The sequence below is a fragment of the Rhodococcus sp. NPDC058505 genome, from assembly GCF_042720095.1.
Classification (GTDB): domain Bacteria; phylum Actinomycetota; class Actinomycetes; order Mycobacteriales; family Mycobacteriaceae; genus Rhodococcus_G.
This window is the reverse complement of record NZ_JBHXNB010000003.1, coordinates 31605-49783: the sequence shown is the minus strand read 5'-3', so window position 1 is coordinate 49783 and position 18179 is coordinate 31605. Positions and strand designations below refer to the sequence as shown.

General features: G+C 70.3%; 20 protein-coding genes and 1 tRNA gene. 7 read left to right on the top strand and 14 right to left on the bottom strand.

The genetic code is table 11. The annotated features are described in order from the left end of the window. Positions 1 to 37: 37 nt before the first annotated feature. From ACFWPA_RS03320 to ACFWPA_RS03295, 6 genes are all read right to left on the bottom strand, one after another. Positions 38 to 1471 carry an Ig-like domain-containing protein gene (locus ACFWPA_RS03320; RefSeq protein WP_378505629.1) on the bottom strand — a complete coding sequence of 478 codons (1434 nt, stop codon included), beginning with the start codon at positions 1469 to 1471 and terminating at the stop codon, positions 38 to 40. A gap of 236 nt (positions 1472 to 1707) precedes the next feature. Next, positions 1708 to 1783, bottom strand: a tRNA-Ala gene (locus ACFWPA_RS03315). A gap of 88 nt (positions 1784 to 1871) precedes the next feature. Then, on the bottom strand, positions 1872 to 2684 hold the full coding sequence (gene glpR, locus ACFWPA_RS03310) for a gephyrin-like molybdotransferase receptor GlpR (protein WP_378505628.1): 813 nt from the start codon (positions 2682 to 2684) through the stop codon (positions 1872 to 1874). A 195-nt stretch (positions 2685 to 2879) separates the two neighbouring features. Beyond that, positions 2880 to 3536, bottom strand: coding sequence for a GNAT family N-acetyltransferase (locus ACFWPA_RS03305; protein ID WP_378505627.1), 657 nt, complete (start codon positions 3534 to 3536; stop codon positions 2880 to 2882). 4 nt (positions 3537 to 3540) lie between these two features. Beyond that, positions 3541 to 4800: a gephyrin-like molybdotransferase Glp gene (glp, locus tag ACFWPA_RS03300; RefSeq protein WP_378505626.1), complete on the bottom strand. Its 1260-nt coding sequence runs from the start codon at positions 4798 to 4800 to the stop codon at positions 3541 to 3543. Positions 4801 to 4823: 23 nt separating this feature from the next. Continuing rightward, positions 4824 to 5744, bottom strand: coding sequence for a UTP--glucose-1-phosphate uridylyltransferase (locus ACFWPA_RS03295; RefSeq protein ID WP_378505625.1), 921 nt, complete (start codon positions 5742 to 5744; stop codon positions 4824 to 4826). 52 nt (positions 5745 to 5796) lie between these two features. Between ACFWPA_RS03295 and ACFWPA_RS03290 the strand changes: the two genes are divergently transcribed. From ACFWPA_RS03290 to mscL (ACFWPA_RS03270), 5 genes are all read left to right on the top strand, one after another. Further along, a complete protein-coding gene (locus ACFWPA_RS03290) occupies positions 5797 to 6426 on the top strand; it encodes a 5-formyltetrahydrofolate cyclo-ligase (protein ID WP_378505624.1) in 630 nt (209 codons plus the stop codon). A gap of 96 nt (positions 6427 to 6522) precedes the next feature. Beyond that, the gene (locus ACFWPA_RS03285) at positions 6523 to 6798 is read left to right on the top strand and encodes an FmdB family zinc ribbon protein (RefSeq protein WP_378505623.1); all 276 of its coding nucleotides are present in this window, start codon (positions 6523 to 6525) and stop codon (positions 6796 to 6798) included. A gap of 85 nt (positions 6799 to 6883) precedes the next feature. After that, positions 6884 to 7546 carry an SAF domain-containing protein gene (locus ACFWPA_RS03280; protein WP_378505622.1) on the top strand — a complete coding sequence of 221 codons (663 nt, stop codon included), beginning with the start codon at positions 6884 to 6886 and terminating at the stop codon, positions 7544 to 7546. A gap of 125 nt (positions 7547 to 7671) precedes the next feature. Continuing rightward, positions 7672 to 8061, top strand: a complete 390-nt coding sequence (gene mscL, locus ACFWPA_RS03275) for a large conductance mechanosensitive channel protein MscL (RefSeq protein ID WP_378505621.1) — start codon at positions 7672 to 7674, stop codon at positions 8059 to 8061. A 372-nt stretch (positions 8062 to 8433) separates the two neighbouring features. After that, complete coding sequence (mscL, locus tag ACFWPA_RS03270) at positions 8434 to 8829, top strand: large conductance mechanosensitive channel protein MscL (RefSeq protein WP_378505620.1); 396 nt, start codon at positions 8434 to 8436, stop codon at positions 8827 to 8829. 72 nt (positions 8830 to 8901) lie between these two features. Here mscL (ACFWPA_RS03270) and ACFWPA_RS03265 read toward each other — a convergent pair whose 3' ends face one another. The 7 genes from ACFWPA_RS03265 to cycA all read right to left on the bottom strand — a co-directional run bounded on the left by ACFWPA_RS03265 (position 8902) and on the right by cycA (position 15545). Beyond that, the gene (locus ACFWPA_RS03265; RefSeq protein WP_378505619.1) at positions 8902 to 9099 is read right to left on the bottom strand and encodes a hypothetical protein; all 198 of its coding nucleotides are present in this window, start codon (positions 9097 to 9099) and stop codon (positions 8902 to 8904) included. Continuing rightward, positions 9096 to 9593, bottom strand: a complete 498-nt coding sequence (locus ACFWPA_RS03260; RefSeq protein WP_378505618.1) for a molybdenum cofactor biosynthesis protein B — start codon at positions 9591 to 9593, stop codon at positions 9096 to 9098. Before ACFWPA_RS03260 ends, ACFWPA_RS03265 begins: the two co-directional genes overlap by 4 nt. A gap of 71 nt (positions 9594 to 9664) precedes the next feature. Continuing rightward, positions 9665 to 11125 (bottom strand): trypsin-like peptidase domain-containing protein, encoded by a 1461-nt coding sequence (locus tag ACFWPA_RS03255; protein ID WP_378505617.1) that lies wholly within the window; start codon positions 11123 to 11125, stop codon positions 9665 to 9667. Positions 11126 to 11228: 103 nt separating this feature from the next. Continuing rightward, positions 11229 to 12701, bottom strand: coding sequence for an ATP-binding protein (locus ACFWPA_RS03250; RefSeq protein WP_378505616.1), 1473 nt, complete (start codon positions 12699 to 12701; stop codon positions 11229 to 11231). Then, complete coding sequence (locus tag ACFWPA_RS03245; protein ID WP_378505615.1) at positions 12701 to 13387, bottom strand: response regulator transcription factor; 687 nt, start codon at positions 13385 to 13387, stop codon at positions 12701 to 12703. Before ACFWPA_RS03245 ends, ACFWPA_RS03250 begins: the two co-directional genes overlap by 1 nt. Positions 13388 to 13460: 73 nt before the next feature. Continuing rightward, a complete protein-coding gene (locus ACFWPA_RS03240) occupies positions 13461 to 14072 on the bottom strand; it encodes a trimeric intracellular cation channel family protein (RefSeq protein ID WP_378569643.1) in 612 nt (203 codons plus the stop codon). Between the two features lie 36 nt (positions 14073 to 14108). Then, the gene (cycA, locus tag ACFWPA_RS03235) at positions 14109 to 15545 is read right to left on the bottom strand and encodes a D-serine/D-alanine/glycine transporter (RefSeq protein ID WP_378505613.1); all 1437 of its coding nucleotides are present in this window, start codon (positions 15543 to 15545) and stop codon (positions 14109 to 14111) included. A 455-nt stretch (positions 15546 to 16000) separates the two neighbouring features. On the opposite strand from cycA, the gene rpsR reads away from it, so the two are divergent. Beyond that, positions 16001 to 16258, top strand: coding sequence for a 30S ribosomal protein S18 (gene rpsR, locus ACFWPA_RS03230; protein WP_050062834.1), 258 nt, complete (start codon positions 16001 to 16003; stop codon positions 16256 to 16258). Positions 16259 to 16318: 60 nt separating this feature from the next. Here rpsR and ACFWPA_RS03225 read toward each other — a convergent pair whose 3' ends face one another. Further along, positions 16319 to 17110: an RsiV family protein gene (locus tag ACFWPA_RS03225; protein WP_378569642.1), complete on the bottom strand. Its 792-nt coding sequence runs from the start codon at positions 17108 to 17110 to the stop codon at positions 16319 to 16321. A gap of 104 nt (positions 17111 to 17214) precedes the next feature. Between ACFWPA_RS03225 and ACFWPA_RS03220 the strand changes: the two genes are divergently transcribed. Beyond that, entirely contained in the window at positions 17215 to 18141 is a 927-nt protein-coding gene (locus ACFWPA_RS03220; protein ID WP_378569641.1) for an AEC family transporter, read from the top strand. The last annotated feature ends 38 nt before the right edge of the window (positions 18142 to 18179 follow it).

Here is an 18179-nt window from a genome sequence, read left to right as displayed (position 1 = left end):
CGTGCGCCGGTGACGGGGATCCGGGTGAGTCAGGGAACTAGCTGGAGCCGAACAGCCCGTCCAGGCTTCCGGTGCCGCCGTCACCACCGGGGGTGCCGCCATCGGCCGCCGCCACCTGCACCGACTCCGCGTCGGCCGAGGCGTTGACGGTGCCCGCACCCGAGTACTCCGCCGTGATCACCCGCTGCCCCGCGGTCGCAGGCGTCCACGACAGTTCCGCCGTTCCGGCCGCGTCGACCTGCACCGTCCCGAGCACGGTATCGCCGTCCTTGAAGGTGACCGAGCCGCCCGCGTTGCCGGGGGTGACCTGCGCCGAGACCGTGTTCGCGACCCCGACCTTCGGGTTCGCGCCGACCGCGATCGCGGTGCTGGATGCGGTGTTGCCCGCCGGGGCCTCCGCGACCTCGACCGTCGCGTTCGCCGCGGACCCGGTCACGCCTACCCGGCCGGAGAAGGCCGCGCCGATCGCGTGGCTGCCCGCCGTCGACGGCACCCAGGTGTAGGTGGCCTCACCGTTCGCGGCGACCGGCACCTCGGCGAGGGTGGCGTTGCCGTCCTTGAAGACCACGGTGCCGCCGGCGGCCGCCGGGGTGACCGTCGCCTTCAGCACGGACGGGCGGCCGACCTGAGCGCCGGACACCGCGGCAAGCGCGGTCGACGAGGCGACGTCGGCGTCGGTGACCTGGACGGTCTGCGCCGAGGATTCGGACGCGTCCGCCTTCGCGGTGGCGGGGAACTTGGCGACCAGTGCGTGCGATCCACGGTTGCCGGGGGTCCAGGCGTAGGTCGCGACACCGTTGGTGAGGGTGCCCGCGCCGATCTTGGCTCCGCCGTCGAAGAACTCGACGGTGTCACCGTTCGCGCCGCCGGTGACCGCCGCGGACAGGGTCACCGCCGCGCCGACCTGCGCGCCGGACACCGCGGCGAGCGTCGTGGAGGTGGTGTTCCTCGCGACCGTGAGCGTCGGCCCCTTGCCCTGGTAGACGCCCTCGCCGAGACCGCCCGCGTAGTGCATCGTCGTCATCAGCGGAACGGAGCGATCGCAGTCCGGACCGACCGTGTAGGAGAACTCGAAGGTGTGCGATTTGGGATCGATGTTCGGGTACACCGTCCAGCTGCCGGTGACCTTCGCGAAGTCCGGCCCCTGGCTGTCGAGGGCACGCGGCGTCCCGTCGACCTTCGCCGAGCCCTCGACGTAGGTCAGGCAGGTCGGGTGCACGTCCTTGACCTGGTTGATGATCTCGAGGCTGGTCCACGCCTTGCGTTCGAACCGGGTCGACGTGGTGACCACGTCGCCCTCCTTCGGGGTGCTGTTGCTGATCGTGCGCGTGAAGTGCGAGTTCCCGTCCCACCAGTCCACGCTCACCGGCGCGGCGGCGGCGACGCCCGACCCTGCGACCACCGCGAAGCCCGCGGCAACCGCGAAGGCTCCGACCGCCCCGACCGCGCGACGAGTGTTGTTGTCAGACATGTGTCTCCTCCACGACGGACCGCGCAGGGCGGGTCGCCGTGCTCCAGGGTTCGGTGCGCCAGTTACCTCGGCATGCGGCCTCGCCGGCACAAAGTCGCGAAGGAGTAGACCACATCGATCGATGGTTCAGCGCCGATTCGGGAGGGAAGGTGGACGATTGACCTACACGCGGCGGAGGGTCCCGAGACGCAGACAAGGCGCCGCCGGCAATGCGGGCGACGCCTTGTCTGTCCTACTGGTGGAGCTGAGGGGAATCGAACCCCTGACCTCTTCGATGCGAACGAAGCGCGCTACCAACTGCGCCACAGCCCCAGTCCTTGCCCTCCGAAGGAGTGCCCGGCAACTCTAACAGGCTCCTCGAGCAACCATGAAATCAGCTGGTCAACACCCGTTTCGGGGACTACTGGCCGACCACGCGACGGACCTCACCCGGATCGTCGTCCTCGTCGAAGTACGGGTCGTGCCGGTCGAGGTGGTCAAAGACCGGATCCTCGTCGTCGACCTCGAGCACGACGGCACCGGGACGCCGCAGGCGCGAGGGCACCAGGCGGAGCTCCTCGTCGTCGTGCGACTCCACCCCGAGCCGGGACCGGCCGAGCCGGGCCATCCGGCGGCGCCGGATCTCCTGCTCGATCTGCACCTGACGACGCAGGTACGCCAGGTATCCGACGGTGCCGAGCAGCGCTGCCGCGCACGCCCACCACAGTGTCGAGGAGACGATCAGGGCCAGCGCACCCGCCATGATCGCGGCGAGCACCAACCCGAGGACCGCCCGCTGCCGGAAGGCGTACCGCGCGGCGCGGGCAATCGCGTCGGCCTCGGGGTCGAAGCCGCCGCGGCCGCGCCGGTAGGGGGTGCCGCCGCGCTCGTCGTAGCGCGGCACGGCACGGTCGATGTCGTCGTCGTACTCGGCATCCAGGTCGGGGTCGTCGTAGTCGAGATCGTGGGGGTCCACGTCCGCTCGAGCGTGCGCTTCCATCCAGTCCTCCGCGTGCAGGGGGCGATTGGGGTCTGGGCGCCAGTTGGGGTCGCTGCGGTGCCCGGTCGCCGGGCCGCGCCGATTCTGGCGGGCGTGCAGGTCGCGGTCGAGCACCCGGGTGGCGAGCGCCGCGTCCGTTGTCTGACGAATTCGCGGCCTGCGCTTGGCCTGCATCGGAAGCAGCACGAACAGCCACATCGCCACCAGCGCAATGACCACGAGCGAGTTCGGCATGTCGGGCGACCTCCCTCCCTGTCGGCTGCCAGCACAGCTGTCACCTGCATATTCGACCCGGTTGGTCCACTCAGGCTAGTTGCGTCGGCGCACTGTTCCCCGCAGACGCGCCGACTCAGCTTTCCCACATGCCACATTAGTCACTACTGCCGCATCCGCGCATCCCGGGTAGCCAATCGGTAGCCAGCACGGTCGTCAGCCCCACGAGGCGCGCCCGGCGCGCACCAGCCGATCCGCTGCCGTCGCCTCCAACTCCTCGATCGTCATCGCCACCAACAGATGGTCCCGCCACTGCCCGTCGACATCCAGGTACCGCTCAAGCAGGCCCTCCTCCCGGAACCCGACGTTGCGCAGCACCGCCCGACTCGGCAGGTTCTCCGGGCGCACCGTCGCCTCGATCCGGTGCAACCCGACCGGACCGAACCCGTGGTCGAGACCCAACGCGAGCGCCGCGGTGGCGACGCCACGGCCGCCATCCTCCTTCGACACCCAATATCCGATCCACGCGGACCGCAACGCTCCGCCGACCACGTTGCCGATCGTCAGTTGCCCGCAGAACCGGCCGTCGAGCTCGATGACCATCGGCAGCATCCGGCCCTTGCGGGCCTCCGAGCGCAGCGACGAACACAGCGCAGGCCAGTTCCCGATGTGGTGCCGCGCATCCCACGGACCCTCACCGGTCGGCTCCCACGGCCGCAGATGGTCCTCGTCCCGGATCCGCAACCGACTCCAGGTCGCCGCGTCGCGCAGCCGGATCGGTCGTAGGGTCACCCGACCCGCGGGCACCACCAGCGGGCCGAGCCGGGCAGGCCAGCCGGGGTGCGGAGAATAGCGGCGCAGGGCCGTCGACACCCGGTCAGCCCCGCTGTGCAAGAAAGGCGACGTCCACCCGGTCACCGGTCCGCAGGTCGGTCACCTCCGCGTCGACCAGCACCAGACAGTTCGCCTCGGCGAGGGTGGCGAGCAGGTGCGAGGACGCCGCGGGCGCGCCACCGAGCGCCTGCACCAGGTACTCGCCGGTCGATTCGTCGCGCATCAACTGTCCCCGCAGATAGCCCTTCCGGTCGGCGACCGAAGTGATCGGCGCGACGGTGCGGGCGGTGACGACCCGCCGCATCGACTGCCTGCGGCCCAACGCGATCCGGATCAGCGGCCGCACCATCACCTCGAACACCACCAGGGCGCTGACCGGATTGGACGGCAACAGGAACGTGGGGACCTCGTCGCGGCCGAGCTGACCGAAGCCCTGCACCGACCCCGGGTGCATCGCGACCCGCTCCACCTCGAGGTCGCCGAGCTCCCGCAACGCGTCCCGCACCTGGTCCGAGGCGCCGCCGCCGACGGCCCCGGCGATCACCACGATCTCCGAGCGGATCAACTGCCCCTCGACGACCTCCCGCAGGCGACGCATGTCGGTGCCCGCGATCCCGACCCGGTTCACGTCCGCGCCCGCATCACGGGCGGCGGCGGCGAGCGCGTACGAGTTCACGTCGTACACCTGCCCCGGACCGGGAGTGCGGTCCACGTCGACGAGTTCGCCGCCGACGCTGATCACCGACAGCCGCGGCCTCGGATGCACGAGCACCTTGTCGCGTCCGACCGCGGCGAGCAGACCGACCTGGGCCGCGCCGATGATGGTGCCCGCCCGAACCGCGACATCGCCGGGCTGAACGTCGTCGCCGACCCGCCGGACGTAGTCGCCGGACCGGACCGGGCGCAGCACCCGGACCCGGTTCTGGCCGCCGTCGGTGCGGTCGAGCGGAAGAACCGCGTCGGCGAGGGTCGGCATCGGGGCGCCGGTGTCGACACGCACCGCCTGCCGCGGCTGCAGCCGGGTGGGCTGGCGGGACCCCGCGGTCACCTCACCGACGACGGGCAGGACGATGTTGACCGGCTCACCGCTCTCGCTGAGTTGACCGGAGTCCGCGGCGGAGACGTCGACGCTGCGCACCGCGTAGCCGTCGATCGCCGCCTGGTCGAATCCCGGCAGCGGACGCTCGGCGACCACTTCCTCGGCGCACAGCAGTCCCTGCGACTCCGAGATCGCGACCCGCACCGGTCGTGGCGCGACGGCGGCGGCGGTGACCCTGGCCTGCTGCTCCTCAACCGAGCGCATGTAGACGCTGCCTCCCGACCCCACTACCGCTCCGTCTGCTGCAGTCTCTCGACGAGCCACTCACGCAGCGACGGACCGTACTCTTCGCTGTCGAGCGCAAAGTCAACCGCAGCGCGGAGGTAGCCTCCGGGATTTCCGAGGTCGTGTCGTCCCCCGCGGTGGACCACCACATGCACCGGGTGCCCCTCCTCGATCAGCAGCGCGATCGCGTCGGTGAGCTGCAGTTCCCCGCCCTGGCCCGGCGTGATGCGGCGCAGGGCGTCGAAGATCGCCCGGTCCAGCAGGTAGCGGCCCGCCGCGGCAAAGGTGGACGGCGCGTCCTCCCGCTTCGGCTTCTCGACCATCCCGACGACCTTCAGTACATCGGGGTTCGTCGCGTCCGGAACCTCCTGGACGTCGAACACCCCGTAAGCGCTGACCTGATCCTTCGGCACGTCGATCGCGCACAGCACGCTGCCGCCGCGCTTGGCCCGGACCCGGGCCATCGTCTCGAGGACGCCGCGCGGCATCACCAGATCGTCGGGCAGCAGCACCGCGATCGCGTCCTCGTCCTCGTCGAGGACGGACTCCGCGCAGGAGACCGCGTGACCGAGTCCGAGCGGCTCGTCCTGCACGACCGACTCGACCTTCAGCAGGCCCTGCGCCTTGCGGACCTTCTCGAGCAGGTGCGACTTGCCACTGGCCTCGAGCTTGGTCTCCAGGACGAGATCCTCGACGAAGTGCGCGACGACGCCGTCCTTGCCCTCCGAGGTCACGATGACCAGCCGGTTGGCACCCGAATCGGCGGCCTCGCCCGCGACCAGCTCGATGCCCGGTGTGTCGACGACCGGCAGCAGTTCCTTCGGCACCGTCTTGGTCGCGGGCAGGAACCGGGTGCCCAGCCCCGCCGCCGGGACCACCGCGGTGCGGAAGGCCCTGTTCATGTTGGTGCCGCTGTCTGTCATGGCCACACCCTATCCGTGTCGGCCGCGCGCCCGGGATCCTAGGGTTGCCGGTATGAACGAGTCCGACCTCGGCCCAACCCCGCCGGCGACCAAGGATGCGTGGCGCACCGAGATCCTGACGCGCCGTCGCGACGTGGACGCGGACACCAAGGCCGCCGAGGACGCCGCACTCGCGGCGGCCGCTGCCCGCATCGGCACCGAGCTCGGCCCCGACGCGACGGTGTGCGCCTACGTCCCGGTCGGCAGGGAACCCGGGTCGGTTGCCGTGCTCGACGCCCTCGCCGCCCGCGTCCGCCGGGTCCTGCTGCCGGTGGCGCACGCGCCGGGACCGCTCTGGTGGGCCCCCTATCGCGGCGAGGGCGCGCTGGTCCCTGCCCCGTTCGGGCTGCGGGAACCCGCGCCGCCGCACCTGCCGCCGGAGACGGTCGCCGCGGCGGCCCTGCTGCTGATCCCCGCGCTCGCGGTGGACCGTCGGGGTGTCCGCCTCGGCCGCGGCGCCGGCTTCTATGACCGCACCCTCGTGTTCGCCGCCGGGCGCGGCGAGCATGCGGTGCCCCGGTTGATTGCGGTGGTCCGCGACGCCGAGGTGGTCGACGAACTGCCCGAGGACCCCCACGACGTGCGGATGCGAGAGGTCCTGACCCCGGTCGGCGGCCTGCGCGTGCTCGGCGGGGCGGAATAGGCCGACGATTACCGGCGTTGGCACTCGGGACGGTAAAGTGCCAGTGCCCGCGGTATCACCTGCCGGGGCTCGAGTATCCGCGCGGAGGAACCTGCAGTGCCCACTTACTCCTATGCCTGCACCGAATGCGACAACCGCTTCGACATCGTGCAGTCGTTCACCGACGACTCGCTGACCGTCTGCACCGAGTGCAACGGCAAGCTGCGCAAGCTGTTCAACTCCGTCGGCATCGTGTTCAAGGGCAGCGGCTTCTACCGGACCGACAGCCGTGGCGGCGCGAGCACCGCGAGCGAACCGGCGAAGGCGAGCACCCCGTCGTCGGATTCGTCGTCGACCTCCGGTTCGGCCACCCCCGCGCCCGCCACCAGCTGATCCCCTTTCTCCACAGGCCCCGAATCCATCCACAGGGTGGATCCGGAGGCGGGGTGTGCCCGCCCGGTCGCCCTAGCGTTGGGGCATGGTCCGCGATGCCCGGCGCCGCCCCGGCGCCCTGTCCCCCACCCCGGTCGACCGACTGCTGCGGCTGACCCGCCCCGATTGGACGCGGACCGCCCTGCCCCGCCGGATCGCGGCGGGGATCCTCGCCGCCCTCGCCCTCGTCCTGGCGATCCGGGGCGAGCAGACCGACCGGGTGTCGATCGTCGCCACGGCACGGGACCTGGGGCCCGGCACCGTCCTCACCGCCGCCGATCTCCGGTTGCTCGACGTCCCCGACCCCGTTCCCGATGGTTCTCTGCGCAGCCTCGACGCCGCCGTCGGTCACACCCTTGCCGGCCCGGCCCGGGCCGGGGAACCGCTCACCGACGTCCGAATCCTCGGCTCCCGACTCGCCGAGGCCGCAGCGGGACCGGACGCGCGGATCGTCCCGGTCCGGATCGAGGACGCGGAGGTGGCCGGGCTGGTGCGGGTCGGTGACCGCGTCGACATCCTGGCCGTCGACGCGGAGGGGGCTGCCGCGCCGCGGGTCCTCGCATCGGCCGCGACCGTGGTCCTCGTCGGGGAGAAGGACGACGGACGCGCCGCGCGGGCACCGGTGGTGCTTGCCGCACTGCCCGAGGCCACCGCAACCACCGTCGCCGCCGCGTCGCTCACCGGCGCGCTGACCGTCACGTTCCACTGACCGGCCCGTCCACCGACTGGCGGGTCCACTGCCCCGCGCGCGGAGGTTGCCCCACCCGCGGCACTGCCCCTAGCATTTTCACCACCCGGTCCGTTGTCGAATCCGTCGTGAAACGAGGACAGGTCATGCTCAAGGGCTTCAAGGATTTCCTGCTCAAAGGCAACGTGCTCGATCTCGCGGTCGCGGTGGTCATCGGCGCCGCCTTCACCGCCATCGTCACCGCGTTCACCACGTACGTCATCAATCCGATCATCGCCACCCTCGGCGGCAGCAACGAGCTGGGCTTCGGCTTCCAGCTCACCGACAGCCCCGAGACGTTCGTCAACATCGGCGCGGTCATCACCGCCGCGATCAACTTCGTGATCATCGCCGCGGTCGTCTACTTCGTCCTCATCGTTCCGTACAACCATGCCAAGGAACGGTTCATGACCGAGGACGAAAAGCAGGCCACGGACATCGAACTGCTCACCGAGATCCGCGACCTGCTCGCCGATCGCTCCACCGAACGCACCTGAGGCCGGCGCGTCAGGAGGGGGCGATCGGGCCGACAGCGGCCGTGCGGGGGAGGCGCCGACCACGTCGAGGTCCGGTATGACTCGTCCGACACTCCGCGCGGATCCGTGCCGTCCGGCGGCCGTCGGTGGTGCGGGGACCGGTGGGTGCGACCCGTCGGCTCACGCGCCGAGCGGGGACGCGAAAAACACTGGTGAACGCGTGCGCCTCACCGTTGCACACGATCAACCGGCGGCACCAGTGCGCGCCGCGGACCGCGTGCGACCGGCGTTGTTCGAGCCGAGACACGCCGCCGTCTCGTTTGCGGTGAGGTAGCGATCTCCTTAGCATTCGGAAGGTCCGGGCCCCCGTACCAAGCGAAACGAGGACAAGGCATGCTCAAAGGCTTCAAGGACTTCCTGCTCAAAGGCAACGTGCTCGACCTCGCGGTCGCGGTCGTGGTCGGCGCGGCATTCACCGCCATCGTCACCGCCTTCACCGACAACATCGTCAATCCGCTCGTCGCGTCCGTCGGCAGCGCCGAGCTGGGATTCGGTTTCCAGATCACCAGCAACCCGGAAACCTTCGTCAACATCGGGGCGGTGATCAGCGCCGCGATCAACTTCGTGATCATCGCCGCGGTGGTCTACTTCATCCTGATCGTGCCGTACACCCACGCCAAGTCGCGGTTCGTCACCGCGGAGGAGGCGCTGGAGGCCACCGAGGTGGACCTGCTCACCGAGATCCGGGACCTGCTCGCCGAGCGTCCCGTGGAACGCTCGATCGACTGACCCGCAGCGCGCACCAGTGTGGCCCGCACCGTTTTCGGTGCGGGCCACACTGTTCGGTACCGATGTCCAGGCTCAGCCGTGGTGCGGGGGCACCTGCCTGCGGAGCCACTCGTCGGATGAGCCCTCGCTCGCACCGGCCGTTCCGTCGGACTCGCCGCGTTCGTCGCGGGTGGTGTCGGGAAGCACGTCGCCGAAGATGCGCGCCAGCCGGGCCCGCACGTTCGGGTCTCGGCCGGGATGCGCGCCGGGCGCGGAGTCGGTGATCGTCACTCCTCGATGCGGGAGAGCTCGCCGATGACGGCGCTGGCGAGCGGGGTCAGGGTGGCCATCCCGTCGCGCACCGCGGCGCGGGACGAGGCCAGGTTCGCCACCAGGGTACTGCCCGACACCCCGACGACGCCGCGGGAGAGGCCCGCGTCCAACGCGCCGGCAGCGAGGCCGGAGGAGCGCAGCGCCTCGCTGATGCCGGGGATCTCCCGGTCCAGGACGGCGGTCGTTGCGTCCGGCGTCACGTCCCGCGGCGACACCCCGGTGCCGCCGACGGAGATCACCAGGTCGACCCCGCCGATCACGGCCGTGTTGAGGGCGTTGCGGATCTCGACCTCGTCCGCGGCGACCGCGACGACGGCGTCGACAAAGAACCCGGCCTCGGAGAGCAACTCGGTGACCAGCGGTCCCGTGGAGTCCACTCCGTCACCGTGAGCGGTTCGGTCGTCGACGATCACCACGAGTGCGCGGCCAGCCAGCGGAGCTTCGATGTCCATGACTCCTACGGTAGTGGTAGCACCGCGGACCGGCGCCGGGGAGCCGCCGATCCACTGCCATCCGGTCGCCATCAGCGGCCGCCCTGGGTCGGCGCGACACCCAGCGTGACGTCGATGGTCTTCGGATTCGCACCATTCGGGTCGGTGTAGGTGATCTTCACCTCGTCGCCGGGGGCATGCGAGCGGATCGCGGCGATCAGGGCGTCACCGCTGTCGATCACCCGGTCGTCGACGCGGGTGATCACCACGCCGCGGGGCATGCCAGCCTTGTCGGCGGGCCCACCGGGGGTGACGTCCTGGACCGCGGCACCGTTGGTGACATCCCGCGAGGACACCGACACCCCGATGATCGCCTGGGTTGCCTTACCGGTGTTCACCAGCTCGTCGGCGACCCGCCGGGCCTGGTCGACGGGGATCGCGAAGCCGAGGCCGATCGAGCCGCCCTGCTGACCGGCCCCCGCCTCGCCGCCGAGGGTCGCGATCGCGGTGTTGATGCCGATCAGCTTGCCCTCCATGTTCACCAGCGCGCCGCCGGAGTTTCCGGGGTTGATCGCGGCGTCGGTCTGGATGGCGTCGATCACGGTGTTCTGGTTGCCCGCCTCACCGCTCGTGGAGACCGGGCGATTGAGGGCCGACACGATGCCGCTGGTGACGGTGCCTGCCAGTCCGAGGGGCGAGCCGATCGCGACGACCGACTGCCCGACCTGAAGGTCCGCGGACGTGCCCAGCTCGATCGGGGTGAGGTCGGTGCGGTCCTCGACCTTGATCACCGCCAGGTCCGACATCGGGTCGGCCCCGATCAGCTTCGCGGACGCCGTCGACCCGTCCGAGAACGCGACCGTGAGCTTGCCGTTCGCTCCGGCACCGGTGGCGACGTGATTGTTGGTGAGGATCAGTCCGTCGGAGGACAGGACGATGCCCGAACCCTCCCCCTCCGCCTGCGCACCCTCGACCTGGATTTGCACGACCGACGGCAGCACCTTCTGCGCCACCGCCTGGACGGATCCGGCTGGCGCGTTCGCGGTCTGGGTGGCATTCGTGCGGGGCGCGTCGAGCGCGCTGGTCACCGGGCCGGAGCCGCCGCCCTGCGACCACGCCCCGACGGCACCGCCGACGCCGCCGCTGACGAGGGCCAACGCGACCGCCCCCGCAACGAGTGCGGTGCGGCCCTTCTTGAGCTTCGACTCGGCCTGCCGGGGATCCCACCCCGCCGGGGTTGCACCCGCGCCCGGCGGGGGTCCCGGCTGATAGGAACCGTAGGCCGACTGCCCGTATCCGGGCTGCTGGTAGTGCTGGGCCGCCGACGGGTACTGCGCGGTCGGGTGGGTTCCCGCCTGACCCGCGGACGGGTACTGCGCTGTCGGCGTCTGCGCGGTCGGATACTGCGCGGTCGGGTGGTCACCGGTGGGGTATCCGGGGGGCGCGTCGCCTGCAGCCGGGTCGTTGGTGGACCCGTGCTGCGCCCAGGGCGAGCCCTGCTGCCCGGAGTCGTGCCGGTCGCTGCGGTCCCTGCCCGTGTGATCCTCGGTCATCTCGTCTGATCCTTCTCCCCGCGCACCGGTCGGTGCGACTGCGATTCGATCTCGTTGACCCCAGCCTGTCCTGTCGGTCTTAGAGGGACCTGAGACCGCCCCTTCAGTTTGCCGAGATCTTGCTCCCCGGGTGGCGGCCGCCTGCGCCCGCGGGTGCCTCGCCGGGCAGCACGATCGTGAGCAGCGCGCCGCCCCGGTCGGACCGGCCCGCCTCGACGGTACCGCCGTGCTTGACGACCACCTGACGGACGATCGCCAGCCCCAGCCCCGAGCCGGGCATGGACCGTGCCTCGGTGGACCGGTAGAACCGCTCGAACACCAGTTGCCGGTCCTCGTCCGGGATTCCGGGGCCCGCATCATCGACCGTCAACGCGAGGTGCCCGCCGTCGAGTTGCCGCATCCGCACCCGGACCTCGGCCGCGGTCGGGCTCCACTTGGCGGCGTTGTCGAGCACGTTCAGGACCGCGCGGGACAGCCCGGCACCGTCGCCGTATACGAACCAGGGCACCGTCTCCGCGTGGAAATCGACCTCGTTCCGCCTGCGACGAACCCGCTCGAGAGCCCGTTCCACCGTGTCCGCCAGGTCGATTCGCTCGTGCACCGTCTCCGGCGCGTCCTCCCGCGCCAGGTCGACGAGATCGCCGACCAGCGTGGACAGTTCCTCGATCTGGGCCATCACATCGGCGCGCAGCTCCGCCATGTCCTGGTCCGGGATCCGCGGCGCCCCGGGCCTTCCCGCCGCGATCAACAGCTCCATGTTGGTCCGGAGGGAGGTCAGCGGGGTCCGCAGTTCGTGGCCCGCGTCGGCGACGAGCCTGCTCTGCCGGTCACGGGACTCGGCGAGGGCCCGGAGCATGGTGTTGAACGAGATCGTCAGCCGGGCCAGTTCGTCGTTCCCGGTGACCGGAATCGGTGTCAGCTCGTCGGTGCGGGCGATCTGCTCGGTGGCAGCGGTCAGCCGCGCCACCGGACGTAACCCGGTGCGCCCCACCGCCATGCCCGCGAGCGCCGCGAGTCCGACACCGCATCCACCGACGATGAACAGCACCCAGGCGAGCCGTTCGAGCACCTCCCCGGTCGGGGCGAGCCGCTGCGCGATCACCAGGGTTGACCCGAGGTTCGTGCGCTGCGCATACACCCGCTGACCGGCGAAGGTCCGCAGCGTCGAGTCGTGTTCGCCTCGCGCAACGGACATCTCGGCCTCGCCGATCGGCGTGTTCGACCCCGGCGGCATGTACACCTTGAGGTCCGGGAAGACCAACGCGACGCTGATGTCGTTGGAGTACACCGTCGCGAGCGAGATCATCCGGACGTCGAGCGCGTCGAAGTTGTTCGCGATCAACGTCGCCGACCTGCTGCGCAACTGGGAGTCGACGTCGTTGTAGAGGGCACGGGACACGACGGCATAGGCGGCGATCGCCATCACCGCAACCGCGATCGCGACCACCGACGCCGCCAGCAGCGCAACCCGCCACCGCAGCGACACCGACCTGGTCAGCGGCATGGGCGGACGCATCTCGGGAATGTCGTGCGGGGAAGACGGATTGGCGGCCGATCGGCCAAACGGGGCAACCATCACGGCGGAGTCTCCCGCAGCACGTATCCGACTCCGCGCACCGTGTGAATCAACCGCGGTTCACCGTCCGCCTCCGTCTTGCGACGCAGGTAGCCGACGTAGACCTCCAACGCGTTCCCCGACGTCGGGAAGTCGTACCCCCATACCTCCTCCAGGATCCGGCTCCGGGAGAGCACCCGACGCGGATTCGCCATCAGCATCTCCAGCAGCGAAAACTCGGTGCGGGTCAGGCTGATCGACCGGCCGCCGCGGGTGACCTCCCTGGTGACCGGGTCCAGGGTGAGATCCTCGAACGTCAGCGCCTCCGAGTCCTCCCCCACATCCGGCACGGCCCGGCGCAGCAGCGCCCGCAGGCGCGCGAGCAGTTCCTCGAGCGCGAAGGGTTTCGGCAGGTAGTCGTCGGCGCCCGCGTCCAGGCCTGCGACCCGCTCGGACACCGAATCCCGCGCGGTGAGCACCAGGATCGGCAGGTCGTCCCCGGCGCTGCGCAGCCGCCGGCACACCTCCAGCCCGTCCAGCCGCGGCATCATCACGTCGAGGACCACCGCGTCGGGCCGCTCGGCGGTGACCTGCTCCAACGCGTTGAGACCGTCGACCGCGAGGTCGACGGTGTATCCGTTGAACGTCAGGGATCGGCGGAGGGAGTCCCGCACGGCTCGGTCGTCGTCGACCACCAGGATGCGCATGATCATAGTTTCTACCCGGCAACTGAGATCGCGCTGAGAGGCGGCTGAGCCGTGTCGCTCAACCCGGCCGGAGTCAGCCGTCCACGTGTCGCGGGCCGGGGAGGTTCCACCCCCGCCACAGCGCCACCAGGCGCAGCAGCGACGCGGACACGGTGCCAACCACCAGGCCGGTGGCTGGCGCCGAGCCCAGTGCCGCGCACCCGACGACGACCGTCGAGCCGACCAGCGCGGGGATCGCGTAGAGGTCGCGGTGCAGCAGCAGCGGCATCTCGTTGACGAGGATGTCCCGCAGGACGCCGCCGCCGATCGCGGTGGTGGCACCGATCAGCATCGCGGCCTGACTGCTGGCCCCCGCGTCGAGTGCGATTGCCGCGCCGCTGCTGGCGAACAGGCCCATCCCAACCGCGTCCAGGACCAGGATCTCGCGGCGCAACCGCTGCGCCGCCGCATGCGCGAAGAACACCAGCACCGACGTGAGCAGCGCGGTCACGAAGTACTTCCAGGTGTTCAGCGAGGCAGGCGGCGTGATCCCGAGCAGCACGTCCCGCAGCACACCGCCGCCGATCGCGGTGAACACCCCGATCAGGCACACCCCGAAGAAGTCGAGGCGCTTGGCGACCCCGACCAGGGCACCGGATGCCGCGAAGGCGACCACACCGACCAGTTCGACCACCGTCAGCAGCACGGATCGATCCTGCCCGGCGACGATGCCGATTCGAGGTCAGTCGCGACGCGTGTCGGCGGCGAAGGCGGCCGCCCGCGCCATCTGCACCGGCCGCTTGCGCAGGAACACCCACACGACGCCGAGCACCAGGAACCAGACCGGGGTGACCAGCAGCGCCTGCAGGGTGTCCGACTTTTGGGTGAACGCCCACACCAGGAACGCGAAGAAGGCGAGCACCACGTAGCACATCGGAACGCCGCCGGGCATCTTGAACGCGGACTGCTCGTGCAGGTCGGGTCGGCGTCGCCGGTAGACGATGTAGCTGATCAGGATCATCGACCACACGAACATGAAGCACAGCGACGAGATGGTGGTGACGATGGTGAAGGCCTCGATGATCGAGTCACCGACCGCGACCATCACCACACCGGACAGCAGGAAGACACCGGATAGGTACAGGGCGTTGGCGGGCACCCGCCGCCGGGTGAGCCGCGCGAAGGCGGACGGGGCGTCGCCGTCCCTGGCGAGGCCGTAGACCATCCGGGATGTGGAGTAGATGCCGGAGTTCGCCGACGATGCCGCCGAGGTGAGCACCACGAAGTTGACGACGGACGCGGCGATGCCGAGCCCGGCGAGCGCGAACATCGCGACGAACGGGCTGCGGTCGGCGCTGATCTCCCGCCACGGGGTGACCGAGATGATCACCGCGAGCGCGACGACGTAGAACAGCATCACCCGCACCGGGATCGCGTTGATCGCCCGCGGCAGGTTCTTCTCGGGGTCCTTCGTCTCCGCGGCGGCGGTGCCGACCAGCTCGATGCCGACGAACGCGAAGGTCGCGATCTGGAAGCCCGCAACGAAGCCCATCGGCCCGGTCGGGAAGAAGCCGCCGTCGTTCCACAGGTTCGCGAAGGACGATTCGGCACCGTTCGGCGCGACGAAGTGGGTGAACACCATCGCCAGCCCGACAACGATCAACGCGACGATCGCGACGATCTTGATGAGCGCGAACCAGAATTCGGTCTCACCGAACGCCTTGACGGTCGGCAGGTTGAGGCCGATCAGCAGCGCGACGGAGGCGAGTGCGGGGATCCACAGCGGAAGCGAGCCCCACCAGTAGGAGACGTAGCCCGCGATCGCGATCACGTCGGCGATGCCGGTGACGATCCAGCAGAACCAGTAGGTCCACCCGGTGAAGAAGCCCGCCCACGGCCCGAGGAGGTCGCCCGCGAAGTCGGCGAACGAGCGATAGCCGGTGTTCGACAGCAGCAGCTCGCCCATCGCCCGCATCACGAAGAACAGCATCGTGCCGATGATCATGTAGACGAACAGCACGGACGGCCCGGCCAGGGAAATGGTCTTGCCGGACCCCATGAACAGGCCGGTGCCGATCGCGCCGCCGATCGCCATGAGCTGGATGTGCCGGTTCGACAGCTGCCGGGACAGACCGGGTTCGCGGTCCGCTCCCGCATCGATCTGGATGTCTTCGGACACGGGTACTCCTCGCCCACGACGGGGCCGTGCATGACCGCCTCGACAAGCCGTCGAGACGCACCACGGCACGCCGTGAATGGAACTCCGCACGGCAATGCCGTGACTGGACTGTGACGCCGGGCGGCGTCGACCCGACCGCGTCGAGCGACGTCAGGCGCTGAATATCGTAGCGAACGCGCCGCGGACGCTGCGGGACCCACACCGGTCGTCCGGCCCTGCGCGGCCGCGGGGTCTCGCGGGCGGCGCTCATCGGCGGGGCGCGGCGTCGAGCTCGCCGCGGAATCTGTTCCCCGATGCCGGTCCGGTACGATTGCGTCATCGTGACGCTGCGGACTTCTCGTCCGCGCGGTCATCTGCGGAAGTTCGAGCCAGCGCGCGTGCTGCGCGAACCGGCTCATCGCGGGGAAACTGCCAGGCGTGCGCAGGTCCAGCTGGTAACACTCGAGAGGGAAGCAATGGCAGTCAAGAGGGGCCCGTCCAAGAAGTCCCGCGGCGCGGACACCGGCCGCAAGCCCAAGAAGAACCCGCTGTTCGCGGCCAAGATCGAGCACGTCGACTACAAGGATGTGAACCTGCTCCGCACGTTCATCTCCGACCGCGGCAAGATCCGCAGCCGCCGCGTCACCGGCCTCACCCCGCAGCAGCAGCGTCAGGTTGCCGTCGCGGTGAAGAACGCCCGCGAGATGGCACTGCTGCCGTTCACCAGCCGGTAGTCCAGCATCCGACAAGGCCGCGTCGTCCACCCGGACGACGCGGCCTTGTCATGTCCGGCGTCAGCTGGCGACGACGCCGACCATCGCGGGCGCCATCACATCCCGCAGCCGCTCCCACGGCACCGTCACCTGGACGAGCCCGATCGCGTGCGGACCGACCTGGTAGTCGGTGAAGTGGATCTCCATTCCCGCCGGGGTTGCGAGCCAGTTCGCGAAGTTCTGCCGGGTCGGCTCGATGCCGCTGCGCTCGAAGTCGGCGCCCGCCGCCGTCGCGGGGAGCAGACGCGCCGACTCCTCCGACAGCCGATTCAGGCCGGCCTGCAGATCCGGGAACAGGGTGGTGAGGGTGATCGGCTGCGCATTGTCCGCGTCGATCACCACGGTCGCGACCACCGGCGTCGGGTGCGCGCCCGGCGGGTCGGCGTTCCACGACGTCACCAGCAGGCCGCTGAGAACCCGGGAACCGATGTGCGCGACGCCCGACTCGGGGCGGGACTCCAGCGTGAACCGCTCGCCAGCCGACCCGTCGATCTGGTCCTGCAGTGCCGCGCGGATCGACTCGTTGAATTCCGCGGCGACCGCGGGGTCGCCCCCCTCGACCTGCGGCACGGTGACGTCGTAGCGGACGCGGCCGGTGTCGCCGGTGACCTGCGCGGTGGTGGCGAGGTACTCCGGCGGCTGCTCCACCGGTGTCGCGGGCGGGGGTCCCGCCGGTGCGGCAGGCGCCGCCTCCGCCGAGGACCCGCTGGCGGCGGCGGTGGTCGCCGTCCCGTCCGTGCTGTCGCCGCACGCCGCGAGGGTGAGCACCGCGGCCACGGTCACCGGCATCACGAGGACCCGAGAGATCGACATTCGTCCATCTTCACCACCGGCCCGCTCCCGGACAAGCGTGACGCGCGGCATCGTTAGATCGGCTACCGACTAGACTTCCCGGGGTTCGTTGACGAGGAGGTCGGGTGTCCGGAGTGTTCGCGGGCTTCACCGTCATCTTCGTCGTCATAGCGATCGGCTACCTCCTCGGCCGCTTCCGGGTGCTCGGCGAGCATGGCGAGTTCGTCCTCAGCAGGCTGGTGTTCTTCATCGCCACCCCGGCGCTGCTGTTCGACTCGCTCGCGCAGGCCGACCTGTCGGTGATCTTCTCGCCGACCCTGGCCGTCGCCGCCGCCACCGCGTTCGCCCTCGGCATCGCCTACTTCGTCCTCACCCGGACGGTGATGCGCCGCCCGATCCCGGAGGCGACGATCGGGGCCCTCGCCTCGTCGTACGTGAACTCGGCGAATCTCGGCATCCCGATCGCGGTGTTCGTGCTCGGTGACGCCTCGTTCGTCGCCCCGCTGCTGCTGTTCCAGATCGTGGTCTACTCCCCGATCGCGCTGACCATGCTGGACCTGACGACCGGGCGCAGGAGCAGTTCCTGGGTGCAGACCGTGACCACCCCGTTCAAGAACCCGATCGTGCTGGCCGGGGTCGCCGGGCTCGCGGTCTCGGTCGCCGGATGGACGCCGCCCGCCGCGATCACCGAACCGTTCCGCATCGTCGGCGGTGCGTCGGTGCCGGGCGCGCTGCTCGCGTTCGGCATCTCGCTGTACGGGGTTCGGGTGCTGCAGCGCGGGGTGGCGCCGCGGCGCGAGATCGCGGTGGCATCGGTGCTCAAGATCGTGGTCCAACCGGTCCTCGCGTACCTGATGGGCCGTTTCGCCCTCGGTCTCGACGGGCACGAACTGTTCTCGGTCGTCGTGGTCGCCGCCCTTCCGACGGCACAGAACGTCTTCGTCTACGCCAGCCGTTACCAGCGGGGAATCGTCCTGGCCCGCGACACCGCCCTGGTCACCACGCTCGCCTCGATCCCGACGATCGGCCTCGTCGCCGCCCTCCTGGCCTAGCGCGCTCCGCGCCCGTGCGTGATGCGCACCCTCATTGG